This is a genomic window from Halanaerobium saccharolyticum, from assembly GCF_003053565.1.
Classification (GTDB): domain Bacteria; phylum Bacillota; class Halanaerobiia; order Halanaerobiales; family Halanaerobiaceae; genus Halanaerobium; species Halanaerobium saccharolyticum_B.
This window is the reverse complement of sequence record NZ_QAXS01000032.1, coordinates 1-22,825: the sequence shown is the minus strand read 5'-3', so window position 1 is coordinate 22,825 and position 22,825 is coordinate 1. Positions and strand designations below refer to the sequence as shown.

Genomic DNA, 22,825 nt, shown 5'->3' with positions numbered 1-22,825 from the left:
AATGAAAGCCTCCTATTTAATATCTGTAGTTATCTTTTAATTCCGTAATATGAATGTTATTGATTTCTTCTTTAAGTTTGAAGCTATTAAGTAATGATTCTATTTCATTTTGGTATTTTACATAATTTTCAATATCCTGCTTAGAAACTCTTGCTGTTTCTGATAAAGAACCATGAGCTACAGATCTGCGTATAGTATTGGTTTTTAGAAATTTATTGCTAAGCGACATTAATTTATTCAAATCACTATATTTTCTCCTTATTTCTTTAGAACCAACTAATACTTTTGCTAACATACGATCATTAAATTCAGTAAAATCAAGATCATAAAATTCACAAATATAGGTTAAGATAGATTCTACAAGACTAATATATGCGTTACCATATTTATTATTTTCATGAAACCATTTACTAATTTCTAATTGAAACTTCCAGTCTGATTTAATATTTTCAAATCTATTTAAAAATTCTTCCAGGTTAGGAACAATATAATTCAATACTTTTAAGTTTTTGAGATCAGTTGCTTGTAATTGTTCATTGAGTTTTCTTATCTGAGTTTTTAATTCTTTGATATAATTAATATTGAATAAATCTGAAACTCTATTTATTCTATCAGCTAATTCTTTGTCGTTTGATAACTCAGAAATTAAATATCCATTTCCATAGTTAGTAAAGTCATAGACTCCTCTTATCCACTTAGATATTTCAAATAAAGGTTTATAATCAATCACTGGTGCATAATCTTCATCCATTTCTCTTTTTATGTCAAGCATTCCATAATACAATCCAGAAAGTTCTATCTGTTTTGATTTAAGATTTTGGATAAAATCCATCATTAAATACATAAATAGAGGAATAGACCTAAATGAATGAGTAATATCTAAATAAACCTGATCTCCGTCTTCTAATTCTTCAGTCAGCCCCATAAATAAATCAAAATTTGACCAAATTTCTTCATCATTAATACCATAGGTAATAACCTTACTTTTTGAAGCTTCAATTTGACTATTGGTGTTTTCTTTTAAGTAACTATTAATAGCATCATCAACTTTATGTAAATCTTTTTCTTTTAGGTAATAATTATTTACTCCTGATTCCTCAATTTTTTCAACTAAGTTATAATAATAATCCTCATCTAACTTATAAGAACTATTTTCAGCGAAATAACGATAAACTTCTTCCCACATAGATTTTGAAGTTCCAACCAAAATCATTTTATCAATATTTAAATGCTGAGCTATTGCAGCTGATACAAATGGTGTTTTATATTCATTACTTTTCTTATTATTAAACCTATATTTAGCCTCTAAATACTCTCTTTTAGCACTATCACGATCAAGTTTACCGACACCTAAAGGTGAAATCAGAATTTTCGACATAATTTTACCCTCCTATGGAAAAATTAATTAATTGTATATATAAATGGTATCACAATTTTCTAAATTTTTCATGTAAATGAATAAAAAAATCTACCTTTATTTATATTTTAGGTAGATTAAAATAAAACTATTAAATTGGGTTCTAAGAAAAAATAAATCATTATACCACCTCCTTAAAATAATAAGCCCTTACTACTTACCAGAAATAACCTTAGAAGCTGCATCAATAAAAACCTGAACACCAACATCAAAACCAGTCTTGAAATCACTCATTATAGTTTCACCTCCTTTAAAAAATTAATAAACTGACAATGATACTAAAACTTAAATACATGATCCATCACAAACTGGGTGTGAGGCTTAGAAAAAACCTTACCGATAGGTGCCTTAACAGAAGCTCTAAACATTAAATCACCTCCTTAAATCAAAGATCATCAATAAAATATAACTCATTCATAAATACCACCTCCTAATAAAAAATAATAATGGCTAGTCCAATACCTTCTTCGCCAGGGAATAACCAGCTGCCATACCTGCTGCCGCACCGATAGCCCAACCTCCAGCTGCTGCCGCACTACCTGCAACTACATAACCAACTCCAGTTCCAACACCTGCACCAGTAGCACCGCCACCAAGAGAACCTCCAGCCTTAACAAAACCCTTAGTAACCTTACCTACCGGATCATCACCAAAAGACATAAATAATCACCTCCTAAAAGATAGTTGCTAACAGATCATAACTTTTTCATTCATTTATTATCACCTCTTTTTCTTGACTAACTATAGTATAAAATATAACTTTGACAACTCTCTGTCGAGCCTGGAAAATAAAACTGAAAATTTAAGCTTGTTCCCTAAATTGAAATACATAAAACATAACAACACCTCCCTAAATACTACTGATCATCAACATCATCCAGACGATCCTTCACATCCTGCATAGAGTCCACAATAACTTGAGCAATATCCATAACTTTCACCTCCTTAAATAATAATTAATAATATATCAAAACTTTTTATTAAATCCCTCCTTGTTGACTAATTATAGTATAAAATACAACTTTGACAACACTCTGTCGAGTCTGAAATTTAATTTTAAAAATTTTTTACCCGGTAGCTCTTTTAGCTGGAACATCTTTAAGATCTTTTCCACAATAAGGACATATCCATTTGGTTTTCTTAGAAGAACTATAACTTTTACCTTTACAATCAGGACACTTTTTCTTATATGCCAGATTAATCACCCCGTTTTTAGATTTATTATACTTTTTACTCTAAAAATAACTGCCTGACTTGTACTTTTTGGGAGTTGATTAAAGTATAGAATACTAAGATGACAACACTCTGTCGAATCGTATAAATTATTTTTAAAATAAATTTAAATAGAGGATTGTTTGTATTTTTATATAAATATTAATATAAATAGTAAATTTTTCTAAAAAGGAGAGGGTTAGATTGGAAATAGTTGTTGATATAGAAGCAGATTATATTGGATCAATATTTCTTCAGGCTGCTGTAGATGAATCAAAAGAAAATTACGCTGGTGAAAGAGAGATAAAAAGATGCTCAATTATAAATGATGATAGTATTTATCTTAAATTAAATAAAATTAATTGGCCTGATAAAACTTATTATCAAGCTATTAAAGAAGAAATTTTCACAGAGGAATTTTATAATGAAGCAGATCAGTATGGATATATCTATGATATGGAACTCTTTTTTGAAGACGGCAAATTAGATAAAATTATTGATAATTACAAGATAGTTAGTTTTGATTTTAGTGAATACAACTTTTATGGGGTTTTCTTGGATCAAGAAAAAGAAATCTTTAATGAAAATAGTTATGTTTATCCTTTTACTGAAAAAAAAGAAGCCTACGCAATTGTAAATATTCCTAAAGGGCAAGACTGTACACGTACAGTCATAGATTTAAGGAAAGAAAAAGGAAAGAGAAAAAGAATTGAAGAAGTTCCTCCAACAGGTTATCTCAAAGGTATTATATTTAAAGAAGGATGCATTGCCTATAATATCAATTCATTTAAAAAATTAGCTATTTATAGAGTTAAATAAAACCAACAAAGAATAGAGTGATAAAATGTCAACTCTTTATATTACAAAACAGAATACCCAGTTAACTAAAAAAGGAAAAAGAATAGTGGTCATAGAGAAAAATGATATAGCAGCTGATGTGCCTTTAATTAATGTAGAGCAGGTAATAATAATCGGGAAAGTAGGTATTACTGGAGCAACTATACAGCTGCTGTTAGATGAAAATATACCGATTACTTATCTTTCTTATTATGGTCATTATAAAGGAAGGTTAGTTCCTGAGCTTTCTAAAAACTCTATACTTCGAGTAAAACAGTTTGAAAGTTATAAGGATAGAAATTTTAAATTTAATCTTAGTAAAATAATCGTTGCTGCTAAACTAAATAATATGAGAAATATTTTATTAAAAAAATCAAGGTCTGTATCAGATTTAGAAGATGTTCAAAACAAAGCTGAAGAAATAAAAGATTTAATTAATAAACTAGAAGATGCTGACGATGAGAATCAATTAAGAGGTTATGAGGGTATTGGGAGCAGATATTATTTTAGTCAATTTAATAAACTATTAAACTATAATTTTAAATTTAATGGAAGAAATAGAAGACCACCAACTGATCCAGTAAATTCAATGTTAAGTTTTGGCTATTCATTATTACTAAATGAAGTTTTAACAGCAATATCGATTAGTGGTTTAGATCCTTACATTGGATTTTTCCATTCTGTAGAATATGGAAAACCATCATTAGCATTAGATCTAATGGAAGAATTTCGGCAACCAATTATAGACATTCTAGTAAAAAATATTATAAATAAAAAGATCATAGATGAAGACGATTTTAGAAAAGATGGTTCCAAAGTATTATTTACCGATGAAAGTAAAAAAATATTCTTGCAGGAATATGAGAGAAAGCTTGAAAAATATGTTAAATATAATGATGAGAAAGAGAATCTAAGTTGGAGAAAGACAATCCAACATCAGATTAAATTATTTAGAAAAACTATTGTAAATAATCAAAAATATGTTCCAATAGAGGTGAGATAAATTAAAGTTTTAATTTGTTATGATATCTCTGATCAGAATAGACGGACTAGAATATTTAAGATTTTAAAAGATTATGGAAATAATTTCAATTTAGTATATTTGAATGCAGTATAGATCAAAAGACTTATTCTGAATTAGAAAATAAATTAAAAACAGAAATAAATAGTCAAGACGATAGCATTAAAATCTATTTTTTCTGCAGCAGTTGTGAAAGTAAAATTAAAAATCTAGGTAAAAATAATGAAGATTTTAGCGATGGTGCGATAATAATATAGGTTTTCTTCTGTATTTTCTTGTCATTAGAGTAATATAACGATATAATATATTTAATAGTTAATAAACATTTGAACCTTAAAAAGTAAATAATAGCAATAAATGTATTAAATTATTAATAATTATTCCTATCGTGGGTCTTCAAAAAGGGTAAAAACCCCCTTCACCCGCGCAAACAGAGAATAATATATTATATGAGAGTATTCTATAGGATAAGTGAGCTAATTAAACTCTCATATATTTCCAATTTTGTCGAATCAACTTGAAAAATTTGTCGAAAACGGTGACCCGCGCAAATAGCGATTTCAGCCCTGTCACAACAAGTTTCGCAAGGGGTACTGTCAGAATCAACAGTCCACTACAACAAGGATTGCGACCTTTTATATCGGTCATACATAGAACGCATATCTTTAGTCAGAATAAACAGTCCACTACAACAAGGATTGCAACGGTGTGAATTTTGATTTAATTCCTTTCTTCTTCATATGGGTTAGAATCAACAGTCCATTACAACAAGGATTGCGACTTCAATATATTGATCATCCCAGGATCATCCCAGCTTGTTGTCCATATATGTCAGAATAAACAGTCCACTACAACAAGGATTGCGACTCATACAAAACCCAACGTTTAGGATATTTATCGTCAGAATCAGCAGTCCATTACAACAAGGATTGCAATTAAAATAGTTCTATAAAAAATCTAAAAAACAAATTATATGTTAGCGTCTATAGGGGTTGATAAAATGTTTAATGAACTAATAAAAAATCTACTTCGTCAACTCTTGAGATTTTTATTAATCGTTTTTAGATTGGGTTATCATAAAGATTAGTTTTATAATTTAATGGTGAAATAAAAAAAGTGATGATATCCTTAAAATAAGGACTCATCACTTTTGTTAATTATACAACTATTATATCTAATTTTTCTCATATTCACTTTTTCTTCTATAAAATGTACTTTTACTAATGTCTAACTCTTCCATAGCTTCAACAGCAGTCATCTCTTCTTTATCATAAACCTGATTATAGTAATAGGAAAAATCATCAACTTTAATTTTAGGTCGGCCGAGATGCACTCCATCTTTGCGGGCTTTTTCTATACCTTCTCTCTGCCGCTGTCTAATTTTCTTTCTCTCCTTTTCAGCCATATAAGATAATAACTCTAGAATAATATTAGAAATTAACTCTTCCATTCCGTTTTTAAATTTTCTGGTATCTAGAAGATCCATATCTAAAACTACTATATCTGCCCCCATATCCATAGTAATCGCTTTCCACTCTTCTTTAATCATTCTATAGTTTCTTCCCAGGCGATCTAAATCTTTAATAAATAAAACATCATCTTCCTTAAGCAATCTTTTTATTAATTGATACTCAGGCCTATCAAAATCTTTTCCACTCATTTTGTCCATAAAAATATAATCTTTTTCAACTCCGGCTTTTAAAAGTGCATCTTCCTGCCTGGCAGGATTCTGTTCTTTACTGGAGACTCTTATATAACCATATTTTCTACCACTCATATTATTCCACCTCTATTTCCAATTATTAGTTATAGTATATCATAAAAGTTTCAAAAGGTACATTTTTATTTTGGGATATCTCTAAATTAATTTTTATACCTTTTGATACGGATTTAATAAAAAGAAAATAGCAGGTTAGATTCACTGCTATCACTGACTTTACTTGTTGTTTATAAATCTATTAATAAAAGACTCCCAAAAGGTATACTTTTTGGGCTATAGAAATCATAAAATAAATAATTGAATAAAATTAAAGGGAAATTTTGTTTTATCTTGAATTATAAATTTATACCATAATATCAAAAAATTTTAATTAGGAGTGTATAATGGATACTTTATTTGTGTTATTATTTTTCATATCTATTTTTGCTTTATTCATTGGTCTCATTAAACCTAAATTAGTTCTCTGGAAGGGTAAAAAAACAAGAAAAAAAGTTTTTACAGTTTACTCTTTATTGATCATTACATTTCTATTTTTATTTAACATAACATATACAGAAGAAAACTTAGCTACTGAAAACCAAACTCAAAATAATGCAGTAGTTGAAAGCAAAGAAAATATTTCTGAAAGTGATAAAGAAAAAGCTGAAGAATACTATAATGAATATAAGAAAGATGTAATGGATTATATTCTCGGCAAAAAGAATGAAGAAGAAGGCCTTGAATTATTAAATTCTGCTATTGATCATAATCCAAACGAAGCCAAATATTACGGAGAAAAAGCTACACTTTTGGATTACAATGGTAAAAAAGATTTAGCAATTGATGCCTATAAAAAGGCAATCAATTTAAATCCTGATTATTATATTTATTATTCATCTTTAGCTTCCATACATAAAGAAAGAGAACAATATGAAAAAGCAATAGTTCAATTCGATAAAGCAATTGCATCAATAAAAGATGATAATTTAAGCAAAGAAGAAGAAAATAAAAATATTGCAGCTTATTATTCAAAGATAGGTGAATGTTATTTTGAATTGGATAATAAAGAAAAGGCATTGGAAAACTATAAAAATGCCGCAGAAACTCATCCAGATTATGAACAAGGTTATCAATTATTTAAAGAAAATTTATAGGACTAAATTATTTTCTTTAAATTATTATTAAATTAAATAAAGGAGAGATTTTATATGAGCCAGTTTGACAATTTCTTTAATGAAGTTTTTGATAAGTTTAGTAAAGACATAACAGACAGGATATTTTTAATGATAGAAAACGATCCTGAATTAATGGATAAGTATTCAAGCTTAGTTGGAAATGATAAAAAAGTTAAAGATGAATTAAATTCCGAATTGGGAAAAGAAATTAGGAAAAAATATGATTTAGAAAACTTAAAAAAGAACAAAAACCCTAAAAGCAGTTTAATTGAAACCTATCGAGAACACAAATAAATATTAGTTAAAATCATTAAGAAAACTCTAAATGGGTTTTCTTTTTTTATTTTATAAAAAGAGTTGACATATATATTTAAATAGTTTATAATAAACATATTAAATATAAAGGTATAAATATACATGGTTTCTTTAATAAAAAAAGGGGGTAAATTATGGATATTACTTATAATGAGTGGGGGATGGGCTACATTTATCTCATAAATAATTGTCGCCGTCATGAAAATGGAATCAAAAAAATCAACTATACTTTAAAACCAGATAACAATCTTAGCCATCAGTTAAATAAACTTAACTGGCCTGATAAAAAATATGTGGCAGCAAGAGATGAAGATTTTATAGAAGAATTTCAGAACAATCTTGATAATAATTTATATATAAAAGGAATAGAATTCGAGATGAGATCTGGAGAATTTAATAATATGATCGATAATTACCAGATTAAAAGTTTTAAAATTGATGACAATCAGTATTACTGTGTCTGTTTTGCCCCAGCAAAAGAAATATTCGACTCCGAAAATCATATTTATGCTTTTTCAGAAAAAAAGGATGCTTTTGCTATTTTTAATCTTAAAAAACAAACTTCCTATAAAATTGCATTTTTTAAGGCTTTAATTTTCAAAGAAGATTCACCCTATAATATTGAGCATTTTAAGACTTTAAAGATATATTAAATGAATAATTAAAATAAAAGGAGTGAGTTAAATGACAAATTATAAAATTGATTTTAATTCTTTTATCGAGAGGAATCCCAGACATCAAAAATTTAGTGATAACAAAATAGCTGAAGAGATATATTCTCTTTTAGCAAAAGGTGAAAATATCTATAGAATGATGGTATTTAGCGAATTAGAAATACCAGCTCTAGCTGCTTCTATAACAGAAATAGAAAATCTTTATGGAGAGCAGGAGAAATTCGAGCTGAATGATAGCTTTTCTAAACAAACTATGGGAGTGATGGTTAAAGATATTCTTAGAGCTTTTGGCTATGATAATATTAAAAGCAAAAATATACCTAAAGGATTATCAAATTATGTAAATAAAGCAGCTGTTTATAAAAAAATGGATTCTCCCAACAAAAAACTGGAAAGTTCTTTCCAAATTGTAGAGGCTGAATAGCTGATTTAAAGGGCTTCTTTCAAATAAAGGAGTCCTCTTTTTTATTTTTTGAGAGTAATTATACTAAATGTATGTGGGGAAAAAATAAAAGGGAGGCGGAATAATAATTGATATAACAGCGATTATATTAATTATTGTGTTTTTGATTATTATTGGCTTAATAGACGAGCTGATAGAAAGAAAAGCTCCTTTTGTAAGTTTAGGGATATACATTTTTATAGCACTTATAACTGATGGGTTTATTAAATTAATAGTTATTGTTTTTACCATTAAAAAAGCTCATGACTTATTTATTGAAACAAAAACTAATAATTAAAAATAAAGGGCGTGATCCTATGTTAAGTGAAATTAGCTATGCTATTGAAAAGTTTAATTCTTTACCAGGTTATGAATTGAGTTTTTTCGAAAAAGAAATTTTAGGATATGCTTATTTTGCTGATGGAGAAATACATATTGTTAATAATAAACTCGGACAGCCTTATATTCGTATAAGTTCAGTACATTATAATTTTAATACAAAAATAAAAGCCAGTTACAGAAATGGGTTGGTAAATTTAATTAAAAAAGGATTTGCTGAAAACTGGAATGAAAATATATTTATACTGACCAATTCTGGCTGGAAAAGATCAGAGAAAATAGTTAATGAAACTAAAAAAATTATGTCAGGTTATTATTGTGAATTAGATTGTGATGGTATGAGAAATCACTTATAAAGGATAATTTTTTATTTTAAAGAATTATATTATTAATAGAAAATATATCATTTTTTAAATGAAAGAGGTTATTTTATGAACATCAAAAATCCTTTTGGACTAAGAGATAATAAGATAATTCATATAAATGATATTCCATCTAATGAAAGGGGTTTAAGAGCAAACTGCACTTGCCCCTCCTGCCATAAGCCGTTATTGGCTGTTCTAGGTAACAAGCAAGTTCACCACTTCAGACATTATAAAGAAGATTGCGGTGCAGCTTTGGAAAGTGCCTTGCACTTATTTGCCAAACAGGTGATAAAAAAACACAAAAAATTAATGCTCCCACCAAAATCTATTAATATTAATGAGATTATAAATAATCCACTAAAAAAATCAGCTATTACTTCAGAATCATATTCATCCAATTTTTTTTGCTTTAAAGAAGAACAAATCTTAAATAACTTTAAAGAAGAGTTTTTCGAAATAAAAAAGTTATATAAAACTTATTCCGATAACCAGATATCAATTGAAACTCCAAAACTAGTAATTGATAATAAAAAAGCGATTTATTTTAATAGAGCAGATTTAGAAAAAAGTTTTAATAATTTTATACCTGATGTTTTTATTCAAAAGTTCAACCTAGCAGTTGAAATTAAGGTTACTCATGAAGTTGATGATATAAAAATAAAGAAATTAGGGAAGAAAAATGTATTAGCTATTGAAGTAGATCTTTCTGATACTCCAGAAGAAGTTTATTCCGATAAAATAAAACTTAAAAATTATATTCTAAATAATACTGATATAAAAACCTGGATATATTATCCTGGGTTAAAGGAAATTAGAACAGCATATAAAAAAAGAATAAATAATTTCATTAAAGATCAAGAAAATTTAATCCAGAAACTAGAAGAGAAGAAAAAAAGAGAATTCGAAAAAGAACTTAAAAATAGAAAATTAAAAGCTAAAGTAATAAAGAAATATTTAAAAGAAAATGTCCAAGAAACCCAGAGAACAAAGTGGGCAAAACAACTAAAAAATAATCAAAAATGGATTGAGTTGTCTAAAGAATTAAATTTAGATGCAGATGATATGCCTAAATATTTAAATAGAAAAATCAAGAATGAAAATATTATTAAATGCGATAGGAGACTGTGGCAGACTTTAATATTTAGAATTTTTATATTTAAAAGCCTTAACCGTAAAAGTTCCTCAAAGCTTCAGGTTAAACACATAGTCAATTATATTAAAAAGAAAACAACTCTACCCTTAAATAAAAATATGGTTTATACAAAAGATTTATACCCTCAATTATTAGATGAAAAAGTTGGTCTAGATTTAGTTATTGCAGATTTTTTGTTAAATCTAGAAGAATATGGCTTTGTAAAAAAGCAACTTGGGTCTAATGGAACTCCTTACTATTGGTGGTTTGAAAGGCTTAAAGATGATCTAGATTATAATCCTACTAAAGTAAAAACGATTAAAAAGCAATATTATGATTCCAATTTCAGTAAAGCTAAGAAAATATCAAAAAATAATGCTAAATCAAAAAAAGAAAATAAATCTAAACCTGAAAAACCTTTTGAGGTCTTAAGAAAAGAAGCTTTTGCAGAAAAAAAGAAACCAGAAACTAAACTCTGGCGAGATAGTAAGGGGAATAGATGGGGAAATTGTCGAATCTGCAATAAGTTTACTAAAGACTGGATATATTTTTATGGGGAAGATAATACCTGTCTGTGTTATGAGTGTAATGATAAGAAACAACTAGATTAAAAGTTTTCTAATACTTTTCTTCCTCTTTTTATTTTCTCATCTATATCAATATAGGGAGTTTTTCTTCCTTCAGTATTTTTTTCTCTAAGCAAAATTTCTAATTTTTCGTCAGAATCAATGACGAATTTATCAAAAATAGAAGAAGTTGCCATTATTACACCACCTTTCATACTTTTTAATTATCATTTCTTGAAGAACTTCTAAATTCTTCCCAGGTAGCTTTTTTCATTTTACCTTCACGCATCATTTTCATTTCTTTTAGAGATTGTTCAAGAGATTCTTTTGGTGATCTACCTTTATCACTAGAAGTCATTAGAGCATCTCCTTTTTTTATCTTTTTATTCTATAATTTATTTTATCTTATTTAAAAAATAATTACAAAATGACCTAAAAACAAAACTTTGTGAATGATATAATTAAATAAATTAATAGAAAGGAATTGATAAAAATGTTGAGTGAAATCACTGATTCAATCAAAAAATTTAATACTCTTTCTGATGAAGTTTTGGGATATGAAGAAAGCGAGATTTTAGGCTTTGCTTATTTTGCTGAAGGAAAAATTTATCTGGTAAACACTTCTTTTGAACAGCCTTATATCCGAATTGGAAATCAATATTATGATAGCACACCCAAAACAAAAGCTGATTATCGAGCTGGATTAGCTGCTCTAATTAGAAAGGGTTATGCAGAAAAATGGTATGGAGGAATTTTTATGTTAACCAAAAAAGGGTGGGACAAAGCTCAATCCATAGTAGAAGATATTAGAAAAAATCATTGTAAAGCTCAATAGAAATTGATATCCTAATAATAGTTATTATTATAAGTTAATAATTAATATAATATGCAATGATAGGAGTTTAAAGATATCAAATGGTTTTGCCCCAACTGTAGCATAGATAAACTTGATGTTAATGTCAAAATTGATAATGCTTAAATGAGAAACTCATCTGAACATAAGACATAGAAAATCTCCTTTCAGAACAAAGCTCCCTGCTTGGGAGCTTTATTCTTAAAAGATTAAAGTTAACCATTCAAAATTTGATATTTAATTTTTTGGAATAAGTCTTCAGTAATTATTTGATGTCCCTCAATATTATAAATGTCTTTTTTATTTAAATGCTCTTTTATCTTTTTATAGTCTTCTTCAATTAATACCAATTCCAGTTTTTCTAGATTTACAATACCTTTATTTTTTATCTTCTTTGGTAATTTATCTTGGCACCAGTTGCAAATATTGTTTCTATATTGCATTGGCCATAAGGAATCCACTCTGTCTCCTTCTTTCAAAGGACTATCACATACTGTACAGAAAGGAAGAGTATGGTGAGCAATATGCTCAGCATTCTCCTGAATAAATTCCTCATCATAAATATCATAATCATCAGAATCAAGTTTAAGATCCCCGTTTCGATCTAGCATTTCTGCAAGTTCGTCTTCGGGTATCTCTCTGAAACCATTTTCATCTATTTGAGAAAGTTTCTCTTCTTTTTTCTTCTTTCTATAATTTTCAAGTTTGGTTACTTTTTTCATCTTTAATTATCCTCCCTTAATTATCATTTTCTTTGTTCTTAATCATAATATCAACCATGCTGCTGAATTCAGCTTCACTTATTCCGTTTCCTTTTGCCTTAAGAGCTAGATCAAAATATTTATCTTTTATATTTCTTCTTTGAATTTCAGAAGTTATTTTTCTAAATAGCAAAATTAAATTTTTGGTGTCTTCAACCGATAACCCTTCTTTTTTTGCTTCAATAGCCAAGCTATAGTATGGCATCTCTTCTCTTGAAATAGTAATTTCATCTGTATCTTTATCGCTAAGATTCTCCTCATTTATATTACTTGTAGCTAATTTCTCAAGACTTACATTATAATAATCAGCTAAATTATAGATGGTCTCAAAGCTAACACTCGGTGAATTTCCCGTTTCTATCCGACTCAAACTACTGGTATTTATACCAATTGAATTAGAAACTTCTTTAAGTGATTTATTTTTATTTTTTCTGATCTTCCTTAAATTCTCCCAGATCTGATTATCCATTTTAATCCCCTCTTTTTCATTTAAAACATCTTTTAAACTAATATTTTTAAATTAGCAGTTCAATTTGCAAACAAAACAAGTTTTAAATCATTTCTACTACTATTATAACATTTATTTGTTTAAATTGCAAGTTATTTTTAAAAATATTTGACAAATAAACAAATTTAATATACAATATTGTTGTAATCACAAAATAAAAACAGGAGGTTTTGCAAGTGAAACAAATAATAGATATTTTTATGTTAGCTGCAGACGAAATCGCCACTTTAAGTTTTTCAACTCAAATCATATTATTAATTATCGGATTAACTGCTGGTGTAGAATTAATGAAATCAAATTATAGAGATATTAAAAAATTATTTAAGAATAGACAAAAATTTAAAAAATCAAATCAACTTATTTATCTGGATAATACAAAAAAACCTGTTCCAGTAATGGTTGAAATAGATAGATCAGGTAATTACAAAGATGATTTATTAAATCTTAAGACACCAGATTCAGATTATCAGAATCAAGATAAAATTTATTATTACAGGTAAAATCAATTAAAAAAATAATCTCCCCTTTTATTTTCTCCCTGATGGTTCTAACTATCAGGGAGTTTTATTTTTTCATCCTGTAAAATCTATGAGTCCATTTAATTAGTTGAATATTAAACCAAGCATTAAATAAATTCAAAAAAGGAAAAGAAACTAGAAGATAAAATTAAGCCAGTTTTCCAAATTATAATTGTTGTAGCTGTTAAATATTAAAATATATATTTGTCGTACAGAGACTTTACTGTTATTGAAGGGACTGCAAGATTTTTTGGTTTTATTTTTAATACTTGAGTAAAATACTTGTGATACACACTTCATCACTTATATAATAAGGGATCAGAGCTATTTTAAGAGATAAGATTTAACACAAGTAAAATTTATAAGTTGAAAAAACAAAATTTAAATTAGAAACTTAACACATATTGTCCTACAAATTTCCATAAAAATAGCTATAAAAGCTTATAAATTAGGATCTTTTTGTAATCATAATTGTCCTACAAATTTTTAAAACATAAATCTGTTTTTTCGACATATATCGTCAGATATTTTTTAAATTGTAAAAATAGAATACTTTAGTCTAAATAATATAATGACAAAAATATATAAATATATACAAAATAGCACAACTTTTTATTTTTGACTTTTCAAAAGATATAAATCCATCTATAAGAAAAAAGTTATCCTCTGTAGATAAAACCCCCTCCGTAGCTGGTGCAAACCTGGGGGATACCCCCCTCTATCATAAGTTGCCACCCCTTTTTTCATATTTCATACCCCTTTTTTATCAATTTAAACCCCGTATTTCTATATTTTTCTGATTTATTTTTTGGGTTTATTAAATTGAATCCATTTTGAAAAAATTTTTAAAAATAGGTATTAAATAAAGCTTTTTTGGTTCCACTTTTGCTTTGCCAGGAAGAAAGGAAAAGTGGGAACAAAAAAAACATGATATCATCATCCTAAAATCACTTGAGATTGTTTTTAAATGGTTTTTCAAGAATATCTAGAGTCTTTTTTAGTCTCAAATTTTTTCTGTCCAAAAGAGAGAAAATTTGAGCTATATGCAGGAATAATTTAACTTATATTCAAATATATATAAAGAAATAAAAAACAATATAGAGGGAGTGATTACAATAAAATCAACTGGTATTGTTCGTAAAATTGACGACCTTGGTAGAATGGTAATTCCAATCGAATTAAGAAAAACCTTAAATATTTCCAAGAAAGATCCGATGGAAGTTTTTGTTGATGGAAATAAGATAATTCTCCAAAAATATGAACCAGGTTGTGAATACTGCGGCTCAATGGATAATCTAATTGAATTTGAAGACAGACATATCTGTACTGACTGTGTAAACAAAATGAAAGAGAAAATTGAAGAGTAGAACAGAAGCCCACCTCAGTAGAACTTGAATTTTTTATTTTCAAGAATACTGAGGTTTTTTCTATGTAAATATATATAATTATATTTTAATAATTAATCCCAGTTTTGCTCTACCCAAAAGGGAGTAAAACTGGGGTGTTTTATAAAAAATTAAAATAATTTAAAAATAATTGGAAAATACTTGAATTAAAAGAAATTTATAGTATAATAAGAATATAGATTAATTCCTAGACACATTAACTCCTCAAAAAATACGAAATTTAGGTAAAAAAAAGAAAGGATGCGATAATAGTGAAAACAGAACAGAGAAAAGTAGATCAGCTTGGAAGAGTCATGCTGCCATTCAAGTTAAGGAAAAAAGCAAGCATAGAAAAATTAGATTTATTAGACCTCAAAGTAAAAGATGAAAAAATAGTAATAACAAAAGCATAAGCAGTATAATTAACATCCCCAGGCTAACTAAAACTAAGAACTAAAAGTTATTCTGGGGACTTTTTCAATTTAAGCATTCAAAAACTAAAGGAGGAAATAAAAATGCAGAAATACTCAGTTTATAGAATAATAAATTACAAAGATATGGGAGTATATTATGGACAAACCAATAATTTTGAAGTCAGAAAATATCAACAACAAAGAAACATTAGAAAAAAAGACAATTTGAATGAAAAATTTCTAGCTGCAGTAGAAAAATATCATTGGAGCGATTTCATAATTGAAGAAATCGAAAAATTTAATTTTCAAATAGAAGCCAGACTCAAAGAAAAAGAGTTAATTATAATGTCAGCCAAGAATCCAAACCATAAATTATACAATGAAATGGTTCCAACTCAAGATGCCGATTACCTTACAATGAGGATAGTTGATGAGCTGGCAGAAAAATTTTTTGATTATGCAGAAAAATATGGTCTAAACAGGAGTGAGTTAAGCCGAATGATTATAAAAGATTATCTTGATAGAGAGGATAAAAAAATAACCTGGTCCTTTCAGGATATAAAACCAAAAGATAAGACTCAAATTAGTGCTAACATCACAAGTGAGCTGCTTAAAGATCTTGAATACTTTTCTGAAATAAATAAAATAGATAAGAAAAGAATATATCACACTGCAATGGAGCAATTCTTTGAAAAAAATAAGACATAAAAAAACACCCCAGAACTCTCGAACTTGAAATCACTTTCGAGTTTTTTGGGGTAATAAATTTAATGAAAACTATCTCTATTTTCAGTTGTTACCTCCCTGATTGAAACCAGCTCAATATCATTTCTACCGTAATTACCAGGTTTGGGATTATCATAATGCTCATAGAATTTATTTAGAGCCTCTTCTTTGCCTTCTGCCATTAATGTCTTAGTTATCTTACCTATGCCTGGAGAGGACCCTTTTACCTTTGCTGTAACTACATATTCTTTCATAGTTTTCACCTTCCATTAGTCTTTTTTTGTGATCAATTTGAGATTCTTACTCTAATTTTACTTCCAATAAATTATCAAGTGGAATTTTTAAATTATTAATAAGAATATATTTCTGATTAATATCCACCTTATCTATTCTTCCATTAGTTATCTTAAATCTTTTATCCTCATAATACTTAATTTCTACAGATAAATTATTCTGCAATGCCTGCTGCAGTCTATAATTGATCACTTTTTTCTCCTGATCATCTAAAATAGGTTTCTTCCTCTCCTTCTCACTAGCTTTCAATTCTTTCAATCTATCCCTATGCTCAATAAGCATCATAGCAGTCCACTTCTTATTTCCCCTGTCCTTAAAATTCATTTCAATACCACCTTTCAAATCAAATAAAAGTAGTTTTAAGTATATTTTATCATACATTTGTTCGTTTATCTACTTAAATTAACTTGAAAGATCTTTCATTCTTACAAAATTAATAATAAAATCTCAGGAGAAAACAAAACATCTTTTGCTTTAGCTAATATCGTTATTTCTAATTACTTCTTCCATTACCGACTGCAAATAATCACGCATATTTAGACCATGTATATAATACATATTTTTAGTAAACTTGTGATTTTTCTTCTTTAAAAATAGTTTCTTATTTTCATAAAAATCATTTTCATTATATTTTTGTAATCTTATATCATCCTGAAGCTCTTCAATTTTTTTGTTTATATAAATATTTAGACTATGATTTTTGTTTTTAGCAATATTTTTAAATTGCTTATAAACCCTCATATCAAAATTACCATCATAAGTTCTCTGAAAAGAAGTTCCTCTAATTACTTTTTTCATTTATATCACCTAATAATAAATTCTTTGTCTAAACAAATTGTCCTTCTTTATAATTTTGTTTGACTATTATCAAAATATTTAGTAAACTTATATTATAACTTAATATACTTAGTAAACTATAGTAAACTTATGTAAACTTTTAATTTTTATAAATTATATTTTAAATAAAGATTTAATAAAAAATCTAAGGAGGTATTGAAATGAGCGAAACATGGAGTGTTAAAGTGGATCAAAATACCAAAGATAAAATAAATAAGATGGCTGACATGAGCGATTTTGAGAACCGAGGAGAGTTCATCGAACATTTACTGGGGCTTTATAATATTAACTCCGTTAAAGAGGAGGTTCCTGAATTAAGTGGAGATCTAGATTCCCTCAACAAAATTAAAAAAGAAATCACTAATATATTCACTGGTATGGGAGAGAAAATGGCTGTTGCTTTAAGGGAGAAGGATAATAAGTATAAAGAACAACTGGAGGAAAAAGACGAAGAAATAGCTGATTTAGAGGACACACATAAAGAATTAAAAGAACAGTATCAGAAGCTAAAAGACACCTCTGAAGAAGAAATAGAATCTCTCTCGGAAGAATTATCAGATTTAAAAGGTGTTTTAAATGATTTAAAAAAAGAAAATAATCAGCTAGAGAATTCTTTGGAAACAAAAGATGATTTGATTTATAATCTGCAACAGCAGAAACAAGATCTGAAAACCGAAATTTATAAGAAAGATGAACAGCTGGAAGAATTACCAAAAATGAAGGAACGCCTGAAAGAACTAGGAGCTGAACTGGAAGAAAAAGAAAAAGAAAATAAGCAGCTTAATACTAAGGTTGAATCACTTAATCAGGAGCTTGAAAATAAAGATAATGCTATGGAGAATATGAAGGAAAAACTAACTAATGAGAAAGAGCGAGCACTGCTTGAACAGGAAAAAGAATACCAGGAGCAGCTGCAGGAAATTAGAGATGATTATAATGAGAGGATTCAGGGATTGTTAGATAAATTGGAGCAGAAATAAGTTTAAAAGATGTTTTGAAACTATTCAACTAACCTGGTTTATTAATCAAAAATTTAAAAGTAGTTTTAAATATAAAAGAGCAGCCTATCCAGTTGTTTAAGATAGCTGCTCTTACTTTTTTATAAATTTTTATGCAATAGATTTTTCCATCTCTTTTTTTAAATCACTTATCAAATTCAATAAATAATGTGATCCATCAATTAATTTATAAATCTCATCTTTGTTCTCTTCAATTTCTTCCTCATTATTGTAGTAATGTTCGGGAAACTCTTCATAATGTTCCCTATCACTTTCTAGTTTTTTATTATTGAATTCTATTCGTTCTTTTAGCTCTTTTTCAGTTTCAGAAATCACTTTTCCTTTATCTTCTGAATAAATTATTCTCTTAGCATAATCTTCGAGATATTCAGCTGCTGATAAGGCCTCAAAGCTCATTGAAGATCCTAACAGATTATCAAATGTACTTCTTAGCTTTTTATATTCTTCATTTAATTTGTTGAATTCTGGATTGTTACTACCTTCTTTCAGTGCAACTTCATTCAAACAAGATTCTGTTATTGAACAATCATTAACTAATAATAGATTGTAGAGCTCTTTTATGGCGTCATATTCAGCTTCATTTCTTTCTCTTAATTTTTTAGCTACTACTTCAATATTTTTCTTATTGCCTTCAAAATCAAACTCTTTAGCCATAGCTAACACTCCTTCACAAAATATTCTGAACTATTATTAATATTCACTCTTGAACTTAAATATCCTTTATTTAATTTGTTTCTAATGTATTTTTAAAGAGGATTTAATTGTTCAGTGATAATATTTAATCAGAGTAAAAATTCAAATTTTCTCTTTTTAAAAGTTGCTGCAGAGGGCAACTATTACATAAATTGAAGTAGTAGATACTTTTCTCCTTGTTTTATCCCACTCCCTTCCCTGGAGTGGGTTTTTTTGATTTTAAACCAGTTTTTTTGCAGCTTAAATTCGTTAATTGCCTCTTTTGCGAAGATTATTTATAGATATTTCAATTATCTAGTTTTTTTAAATTATTTTTTATATCTTCAAGAATATTAATTATTTGTCCTAAAGTAATTAAAATAATCCCTCCAGAAAATAAACCAATTATATAATAAACGACTATATTTTCATATTTTCCCCTAACACTACCCATCATTACCATACTCATTATACCAATTAATATTAATAAAAACCCTAATGAAAAAAATAGATTAATTAATATTGAACTAAAATTGATATTTTTAATTTTAAGATATAATTTAGAAAACATTTTCTCCCCCCCTAAAATTATTTAAATATTAAACAGAAATTATATCAACTAATTTATTAATTTTAAAATAGTGAATACTAACGAGCTATTATAATCTTCTTTGTTTTTTTGGAAGACTAATTATATCATAATCTATTTCTCCTATTATATCATTATGCCATAAAACTATCACTTTTTTATATTTTAAATTTTCATCACTATCACTTAGCTTCTTTTTTATTTGATCTTCTAAGTTTTCCCTGTTTTCTTTGAATGTATTTTCATTTTCTTTTTCTCCATAAATTAAATATATTGCGTATTGATAGTTGCATTCTTCAAAGAAAGTTATAAATTTTTCTATATCATTTTTCCTTTTAGATTTACTAAAGCCTTCTAAATTTTTAACTTCCATAATTACAAAGTTTTGTTTCATATTTCCAGGGTTATGTATTACAAAATCAGGGTTCTTATTAGAAGCAATAATAGGATGATCTTTTTTATCAATTTCTCCATTTATTACATAAGGGTAATCACAACCTAAAGTATTTCTTAACTGATGATAAAATTCATAACAATAAACTCTCTCTCTATATTTATAATGTTCTTTATTATCTTCGCTAGCTAAATCCAATTTAAAATATTCTTCCCCTATTTTTTTTATAGCAAAACTTAAACCTCTTAATAATTCTTTTAATTCTTTGTCATTAATTTCACTAAAATTCATTTGAAACCTCCTTTAAAAACTTCATAAAATATAGATTTTAAGTAAACAGACAAATTTTTAATTCTACAGCCTATTTATAGGTATAACTTCTGTAATCTTCACCATATTTATCATAAATATTAATTAAACCATGACTATTTGTGCTAGAACCCAAATAAATTAAATCATCCCCATGATCATTTTTTATAGATAATAAGCCACTTTTTGAATTTGATTTCAACATAACACTTAAATTATCTATATTGTCCATATAGTATGGATTATTATGAAATATATTATTTTTGTAAATACCTATTCCAAAAAAATAAGTATAATTTGAGTTTATATTATTACCAATTTTAATTCTATTTGTTTCCTCTTTTTTATTATCATATTCATTAATATATATCCCATTAGATTGAGCTTTTAAATAATTTTTGTTTTGTTCTAGACTAATATGACCAGGTATTATATTAGTTTTGTCTCCGTCATAACCTATAATCTTAATTCGTCCAGAATTCTTATTAACATTACTTTCTTCATGTCTGCTTAAATTTATTAACAATTCACCTTCATCATTGACAATACTAATACTCTTTGCTATTATCTCATCATAAACCTGTTGTGCTGTCGTCTGCTGCACACCATCATCTGCAAAACTAAAGAATATAGCAATAAAAAGCATTGGATAAATAATAAATCTTTCAAATTTTTGCATTATCTCATCTCCTTTATAAAAAAAACTACCTAAAATAATAGAAATCAAACCTGATCCTGCTGCATATCTAAATGGTATTGTGTATTTATCTTCTTTGTATTCTTCACTTGTTTTCTCCCAATCAATATAAATTTTCCCTTCATAGTTCATCTTTTTTATATCTACATAGCCATCTTGCTCTATTTTATTTAAATATTCAGACTCATAAAATCTTAAATCTGCATTCATTATGTTGTAAATAATTCCTACCTGTTTTACAGATACCCAATCATTACCAAAAAACAGCAATAAAATTAATGGTATTAAAAATCCACTGATTATTAATGCTGCACCCATTTTTTACCCATAAACTCAACTCCTTTACTGACTAAGTTCAACAAAAGAAAATATTATCCTGTATATTATGTTATAAATTGCCAATTTTAATATAAAATATTAGAATTATTTTTTTATTAAATATATGATCTAAGATACTAATAAATAATACTCAGAAATTCATAAAACATCTAATTTCCGAATAATTTTAAAGAGTAAAAAAGTAAATAAAAAAACTCTCTTCTATTTGAATAATATTTTTTTAAAATTCGCATTATAATTCTTGTTTCTAACTGGATTTCATCTGGTACTAATTTATTTTAATCCAATTATTTAGATTATTAATTAGCTCATCCTGTTTCTTATCAAACTCTTTTTCAGTATATTCATCTTTAAGAAAGTGTCTCTCTATGATTATAACAGCCTTGGAATAATCTTCTTCATTTCTGAATACTTGAATATCAAAATCTTCTATTTCTAAAATATTATCTATTACTTTATCAACTTCTTTGATAACTATGTATAATCTTGGATATTCATCTTCATAAAAAGCTTCTGAAGCTTCAAGAACTATAATATTTTTGGATTCCAATTTTTTTATTATTTTTTTTAATGAATCAGTTAAAAGTTCAGGTTTAAAATCACTTGATTCATAGCTATAATATCCTCTGAAACCTAAAAGACCTTCATCACCTATAATCATATATTTTCACCCTCATAACTATCAATAATTTTTAATATATTTTTAAGTATTCTCTCTTTTATTTCATAAAATTCCTTTTCTGTAGAGTTATAAAATAATCTATATATTGTACACCTTTTATAATTAATTGATAAATGTTTTTTGATAAAACTTGTTTGATCTATTCTAATATCAAATTCTTTTAGCCTCATAAATTTTTTTATTAGGTATTTGTTGTATTCAAAAGAAAGTAAGATTTGTGGAATATCATTTTCAAAATGTCCTTCACAAGAACTATAAGTTTTTATGCCTTTTTTAATAAATTGTTTAATTATAGGCTGCATTCCTGGATCAATAAAATGACCACCTACAACATTATTATTCAGTTCTTCATTTAAATTTTTTATCTCTTCTTCTAAGTTCATTATATTTCACCCTTATGGTTGAATTTGAATTATTTAAAATATATTTAGTTAACTATAAAGCTATATAAATAATTCCGCATAAGTATTTAGAACCCTTTTATACACTTTATTTTTTTAGTTTAATTTGGCAAGTAAGTAAAATATAAATAATTATTAGCACTAGCATTGCATAAAAATATTTAAGCATTGTCAAATTTAAGTTATTGAGAACATATACTATCTACAGAATATTCAGTCACTACCTTATCCTTT

30 protein-coding genes and 1 pseudogene are annotated in these 22,825 nt (G+C 27.0%); 15 read left to right on the top strand and 16 right to left on the bottom strand.

Features of this window, described 5'->3' with window-relative positions; all coding sequences use genetic code 11:
* Positions 1-16: 16 nt before the first annotated feature.
* Positions 17-1,378 (bottom strand): TIGR02221 family CRISPR-associated protein, encoded by a 1,362-nt coding sequence (csx2, locus tag C8C76_RS11575; protein WP_108141796.1) that lies wholly within the window; start codon positions 1,376-1,378, stop codon positions 17-19.
* A 489-nt stretch (positions 1,379-1,867) separates the two neighbouring features.
* On the bottom strand, positions 1,868-2,077 hold the full coding sequence (locus C8C76_RS11570) for a hypothetical protein (protein ID WP_108141794.1): 210 nt from the start codon (positions 2,075-2,077) through the stop codon (positions 1,868-1,870).
* 756 nt (positions 2,078-2,833) lie between these two features.
* On the opposite strand from C8C76_RS11570, the gene C8C76_RS11565 reads away from it, so the two are divergent.
* The 3 genes and pseudogenes from C8C76_RS11565 (at position 2,834) to cas2 (ending at position 4,744) form a co-directional block, all read left to right on the top strand.
* Positions 2,834-3,448, top strand: a complete 615-nt coding sequence (locus C8C76_RS11565; RefSeq protein ID WP_108141792.1) for a hypothetical protein — start codon at positions 2,834-2,836, stop codon at positions 3,446-3,448.
* Between the two features lie 25 nt (positions 3,449-3,473).
* Positions 3,474-4,469 (top strand): CRISPR-associated endonuclease Cas1, encoded by a 996-nt coding sequence (gene cas1 / locus C8C76_RS11560; RefSeq protein ID WP_108141790.1) that lies wholly within the window; start codon positions 3,474-3,476, stop codon positions 4,467-4,469.
* Positions 4,470-4,744: pseudogene (cas2, locus tag C8C76_RS15540) on the top strand (CRISPR-associated endonuclease Cas2).
* 917 nt (positions 4,745-5,661) lie between these two features.
* Here cas2 and C8C76_RS11545 read toward each other — a convergent pair.
* On the bottom strand, positions 5,662-6,264 hold the full coding sequence (locus C8C76_RS11545; RefSeq protein WP_108141788.1) for a recombinase family protein: 603 nt from the start codon (positions 6,262-6,264) through the stop codon (positions 5,662-5,664).
* A gap of 326 nt (positions 6,265-6,590) precedes the next feature.
* Here C8C76_RS11545 and C8C76_RS11540 point away from each other — a divergent pair, with 326 nt between their 5' ends.
* From C8C76_RS11540 to C8C76_RS11510, 6 genes are all read left to right on the top strand, one after another.
* Complete coding sequence (locus C8C76_RS11540; RefSeq protein WP_089720886.1) at positions 6,591-7,340, top strand: tetratricopeptide repeat protein; 750 nt, start codon at positions 6,591-6,593, stop codon at positions 7,338-7,340.
* A gap of 54 nt (positions 7,341-7,394) precedes the next feature.
* Entirely contained in the window at positions 7,395-7,655 is a 261-nt protein-coding gene (locus C8C76_RS11535; protein ID WP_089720884.1) for a hypothetical protein, read from the top strand.
* Between the two features lie 155 nt (positions 7,656-7,810).
* Positions 7,811-8,329 (top strand): hypothetical protein, encoded by a 519-nt coding sequence (locus tag C8C76_RS11530; RefSeq protein WP_089720882.1) that lies wholly within the window; start codon positions 7,811-7,813, stop codon positions 8,327-8,329.
* Between the two features lie 31 nt (positions 8,330-8,360).
* Complete coding sequence (locus tag C8C76_RS11525; RefSeq protein WP_089720880.1) at positions 8,361-8,774, top strand: hypothetical protein; 414 nt, start codon at positions 8,361-8,363, stop codon at positions 8,772-8,774.
* 335 nt (positions 8,775-9,109) lie between these two features.
* A complete protein-coding gene (locus tag C8C76_RS11515) occupies positions 9,110-9,487 on the top strand; it encodes a hypothetical protein (RefSeq protein WP_089720876.1) in 378 nt (125 codons plus the stop codon).
* A gap of 75 nt (positions 9,488-9,562) precedes the next feature.
* On the top strand, positions 9,563-11,239 hold the full coding sequence (locus tag C8C76_RS11510; RefSeq protein ID WP_108141786.1) for a hypothetical protein: 1,677 nt from the start codon (positions 9,563-9,565) through the stop codon (positions 11,237-11,239).
* Here the strand turns inward: C8C76_RS11510 and C8C76_RS15180 are convergent.
* Both C8C76_RS15180 and C8C76_RS15175 read right to left on the bottom strand, forming a co-directional pair.
* Positions 11,236-11,391, bottom strand: coding sequence for a hypothetical protein (locus tag C8C76_RS15180; protein WP_176760086.1), 156 nt, complete (start codon positions 11,389-11,391; stop codon positions 11,236-11,238). The two genes, C8C76_RS11510 and C8C76_RS15180, sit on opposite strands and share 4 nt — an antisense overlap.
* A 23-nt stretch (positions 11,392-11,414) precedes the next feature.
* On the bottom strand, positions 11,415-11,552 hold the full coding sequence (locus C8C76_RS15175; protein ID WP_181248210.1) for a hypothetical protein: 138 nt from the start codon (positions 11,550-11,552) through the stop codon (positions 11,415-11,417).
* A 135-nt stretch (positions 11,553-11,687) separates the two neighbouring features.
* Between C8C76_RS15175 and C8C76_RS11505 the strand changes: the two genes are divergently transcribed.
* Entirely contained in the window at positions 11,688-12,029 is a 342-nt protein-coding gene (locus C8C76_RS11505; RefSeq protein ID WP_108141784.1) for a hypothetical protein, read from the top strand.
* A gap of 233 nt (positions 12,030-12,262) precedes the next feature.
* Here the strand turns inward: C8C76_RS11505 and C8C76_RS11500 are convergent, their stop codons facing one another.
* The gene (locus C8C76_RS11500) at positions 12,263-12,769 is read right to left on the bottom strand and encodes a hypothetical protein (RefSeq protein WP_108141782.1); all 507 of its coding nucleotides are present in this window, start codon (positions 12,767-12,769) and stop codon (positions 12,263-12,265) included.
* 16 nt (positions 12,770-12,785) lie between these two features.
* Positions 12,786-13,277, bottom strand: a complete 492-nt coding sequence (locus C8C76_RS11495; protein WP_108141780.1) for a helix-turn-helix domain-containing protein — start codon at positions 13,275-13,277, stop codon at positions 12,786-12,788.
* Positions 13,278-13,492: 215 nt separating this feature from the next.
* Between C8C76_RS11495 and C8C76_RS11490 the strand changes: the two genes are divergently transcribed.
* The 4 genes from C8C76_RS11490 (at position 13,493) to C8C76_RS11475 (ending at position 16,340) form a co-directional block, all read left to right on the top strand.
* On the top strand, positions 13,493-13,816 hold the full coding sequence (locus C8C76_RS11490) for a hypothetical protein (protein ID WP_089720759.1): 324 nt from the start codon (positions 13,493-13,495) through the stop codon (positions 13,814-13,816).
* Between the two features lie 1,133 nt (positions 13,817-14,949).
* Positions 14,950-15,201 carry an AbrB/MazE/SpoVT family DNA-binding domain-containing protein gene (locus C8C76_RS11485; RefSeq protein WP_108141821.1) on the top strand — a complete coding sequence of 84 codons (252 nt, stop codon included), beginning with the start codon at positions 14,950-14,952 and terminating at the stop codon, positions 15,199-15,201.
* Between the two features lie 290 nt (positions 15,202-15,491).
* Positions 15,492-15,632, top strand: a complete 141-nt coding sequence (locus C8C76_RS11480; protein WP_181248209.1) for a hypothetical protein — start codon at positions 15,492-15,494, stop codon at positions 15,630-15,632.
* Between the two features lie 102 nt (positions 15,633-15,734).
* Positions 15,735-16,340, top strand: coding sequence for a hypothetical protein (locus tag C8C76_RS11475; RefSeq protein ID WP_108141776.1), 606 nt, complete (start codon positions 15,735-15,737; stop codon positions 16,338-16,340).
* A gap of 59 nt (positions 16,341-16,399) precedes the next feature.
* Here the strand turns inward: C8C76_RS11475 and C8C76_RS11470 are convergent, their stop codons facing one another.
* The 3 genes from C8C76_RS11470 to C8C76_RS11460 form a co-directional block, all read right to left on the bottom strand.
* Complete coding sequence (locus C8C76_RS11470; RefSeq protein ID WP_108141774.1) at positions 16,400-16,612, bottom strand: hypothetical protein; 213 nt, start codon at positions 16,610-16,612, stop codon at positions 16,400-16,402.
* Positions 16,613-16,658: 46 nt separating this feature from the next.
* Positions 16,659-16,976 (bottom strand): YolD-like family protein, encoded by a 318-nt coding sequence (locus C8C76_RS11465; protein ID WP_176760095.1) that lies wholly within the window; start codon positions 16,974-16,976, stop codon positions 16,659-16,661.
* Positions 16,977-17,126: 150 nt separating this feature from the next.
* Complete coding sequence (locus C8C76_RS11460) at positions 17,127-17,450, bottom strand: hypothetical protein (RefSeq protein ID WP_089720768.1); 324 nt, start codon at positions 17,448-17,450, stop codon at positions 17,127-17,129.
* A 200-nt stretch (positions 17,451-17,650) separates the two neighbouring features.
* Between C8C76_RS11460 and C8C76_RS11455 the strand changes: the two genes are divergently transcribed.
* A complete protein-coding gene (locus C8C76_RS11455) occupies positions 17,651-18,469 on the top strand; it encodes a hypothetical protein (protein ID WP_108141772.1) in 819 nt (272 codons plus the stop codon).
* A gap of 129 nt (positions 18,470-18,598) precedes the next feature.
* On the opposite strand, the gene C8C76_RS11450 is transcribed toward C8C76_RS11455, so the two are convergent.
* From C8C76_RS11450 to C8C76_RS11425, 6 genes are all read right to left on the bottom strand, one after another.
* Positions 18,599-19,162, bottom strand: coding sequence for a hypothetical protein (locus C8C76_RS11450; RefSeq protein WP_089721090.1), 564 nt, complete (start codon positions 19,160-19,162; stop codon positions 18,599-18,601).
* A gap of 325 nt (positions 19,163-19,487) precedes the next feature.
* Positions 19,488-19,751 (bottom strand): hypothetical protein, encoded by a 264-nt coding sequence (locus C8C76_RS11445; protein ID WP_108141770.1) that lies wholly within the window; start codon positions 19,749-19,751, stop codon positions 19,488-19,490.
* Positions 19,752-19,839: 88 nt separating this feature from the next.
* Positions 19,840-20,454, bottom strand: coding sequence for a hypothetical protein (locus C8C76_RS11440; RefSeq protein WP_108141768.1), 615 nt, complete (start codon positions 20,452-20,454; stop codon positions 19,840-19,842).
* A 70-nt stretch (positions 20,455-20,524) separates the two neighbouring features.
* A complete protein-coding gene (locus C8C76_RS11435) occupies positions 20,525-21,487 on the bottom strand; it encodes a hypothetical protein (protein ID WP_108141766.1) in 963 nt (320 codons plus the stop codon).
* A 289-nt stretch (positions 21,488-21,776) separates the two neighbouring features.
* Positions 21,777-22,169 (bottom strand): hypothetical protein, encoded by a 393-nt coding sequence (locus C8C76_RS11430; protein WP_108141764.1) that lies wholly within the window; start codon positions 22,167-22,169, stop codon positions 21,777-21,779.
* The gene (locus C8C76_RS11425; protein ID WP_108141762.1) at positions 22,166-22,573 is read right to left on the bottom strand and encodes a hypothetical protein; all 408 of its coding nucleotides are present in this window, start codon (positions 22,571-22,573) and stop codon (positions 22,166-22,168) included. Before C8C76_RS11425 ends, C8C76_RS11430 begins: the two co-directional genes overlap by 4 nt.
* Positions 22,574-22,825 lie beyond the last annotated feature (252 nt).

Coding starts and splice junctions, on each gene's coding strand:
- C8C76_RS11440 (WP_108141768.1), bottom strand. CDS start 20,454: ATGAATTTTAGTGAAATTAATGACAAAGAATTAAAAGAATTATTAAGA.
- C8C76_RS11460 (WP_089720768.1), bottom strand. CDS start 17,450: ATGAAAAAAGTAATTAGAGGAACTTCTTTTCAGAGAACTTATGATGGT.
- C8C76_RS11450 (WP_089721090.1), bottom strand. CDS start 19,162: ATGGCTAAAGAGTTTGATTTTGAAGGCAATAAGAAAAATATTGAAGTA.
- C8C76_RS11500 (WP_108141782.1), bottom strand. CDS start 12,769: ATGAAAAAAGTAACCAAACTTGAAAATTATAGAAAGAAGAAAAAAGAA.
- C8C76_RS11455 (WP_108141772.1), top strand. CDS start 17,651: ATGAGCGAAACATGGAGTGTTAAAGTGGATCAAAATACCAAAGATAAA.
- C8C76_RS11435 (WP_108141766.1), bottom strand. CDS start 21,487: ATGGGTGCAGCATTAATAATCAGTGGATTTTTAATACCATTAATTTTA.
- C8C76_RS11510 (WP_108141786.1), top strand. CDS start 9,563: ATGAACATCAAAAATCCTTTTGGACTAAGAGATAATAAGATAATTCAT.
- C8C76_RS11515 (WP_089720876.1), top strand. CDS start 9,110: ATGTTAAGTGAAATTAGCTATGCTATTGAAAAGTTTAATTCTTTACCA.
- C8C76_RS11540 (WP_089720886.1), top strand. CDS start 6,591: ATGGATACTTTATTTGTGTTATTATTTTTCATATCTATTTTTGCTTTA.
- C8C76_RS11545 (WP_108141788.1), bottom strand. CDS start 6,264: ATGAGTGGTAGAAAATATGGTTATATAAGAGTCTCCAGTAAAGAACAG.
- C8C76_RS11470 (WP_108141774.1), bottom strand. CDS start 16,612: ATGAAAGAATATGTAGTTACAGCAAAGGTAAAAGGGTCCTCTCCAGGC.
- C8C76_RS11445 (WP_108141770.1), bottom strand. CDS start 19,751: ATGTTTTCTAAATTATATCTTAAAATTAAAAATATCAATTTTAGTTCA.
- cas1 (WP_108141790.1), top strand. CDS start 3,474: ATGTCAACTCTTTATATTACAAAACAGAATACCCAGTTAACTAAAAAA.
- C8C76_RS11495 (WP_108141780.1), bottom strand. CDS start 13,277: ATGGATAATCAGATCTGGGAGAATTTAAGGAAGATCAGAAAAAATAAA.
- C8C76_RS11465 (WP_176760095.1), bottom strand. CDS start 16,976: ATGAATTTTAAGGACAGGGGAAATAAGAAGTGGACTGCTATGATGCTT.
- C8C76_RS11525 (WP_089720880.1), top strand. CDS start 8,361: ATGACAAATTATAAAATTGATTTTAATTCTTTTATCGAGAGGAATCCC.
- C8C76_RS11475 (WP_108141776.1), top strand. CDS start 15,735: ATGCAGAAATACTCAGTTTATAGAATAATAAATTACAAAGATATGGGA.
- C8C76_RS15175 (WP_181248210.1), bottom strand. CDS start 11,552: ATGACTTCTAGTGATAAAGGTAGATCACCAAAAGAATCTCTTGAACAA.
- C8C76_RS11505 (WP_108141784.1), top strand. CDS start 11,688: ATGTTGAGTGAAATCACTGATTCAATCAAAAAATTTAATACTCTTTCT.
- C8C76_RS11570 (WP_108141794.1), bottom strand. CDS start 2,077: ATGTCTTTTGGTGATGATCCGGTAGGTAAGGTTACTAAGGGTTTTGTT.
- C8C76_RS15180 (WP_176760086.1), bottom strand. CDS start 11,391: ATGGCAACTTCTTCTATTTTTGATAAATTCGTCATTGATTCTGACGAA.
- C8C76_RS11425 (WP_108141762.1), bottom strand. CDS start 22,573: ATGAACTTAGAAGAAGAGATAAAAAATTTAAATGAAGAACTGAATAAT.
- csx2 (WP_108141796.1), bottom strand. CDS start 1,378: ATGTCGAAAATTCTGATTTCACCTTTAGGTGTCGGTAAACTTGATCGT.
- C8C76_RS11430 (WP_108141764.1), bottom strand. CDS start 22,169: ATGATTATAGGTGATGAAGGTCTTTTAGGTTTCAGAGGATATTATAGC.
- C8C76_RS11535 (WP_089720884.1), top strand. CDS start 7,395: ATGAGCCAGTTTGACAATTTCTTTAATGAAGTTTTTGATAAGTTTAGT.
- C8C76_RS11530 (WP_089720882.1), top strand. CDS start 7,811: ATGGATATTACTTATAATGAGTGGGGGATGGGCTACATTTATCTCATA.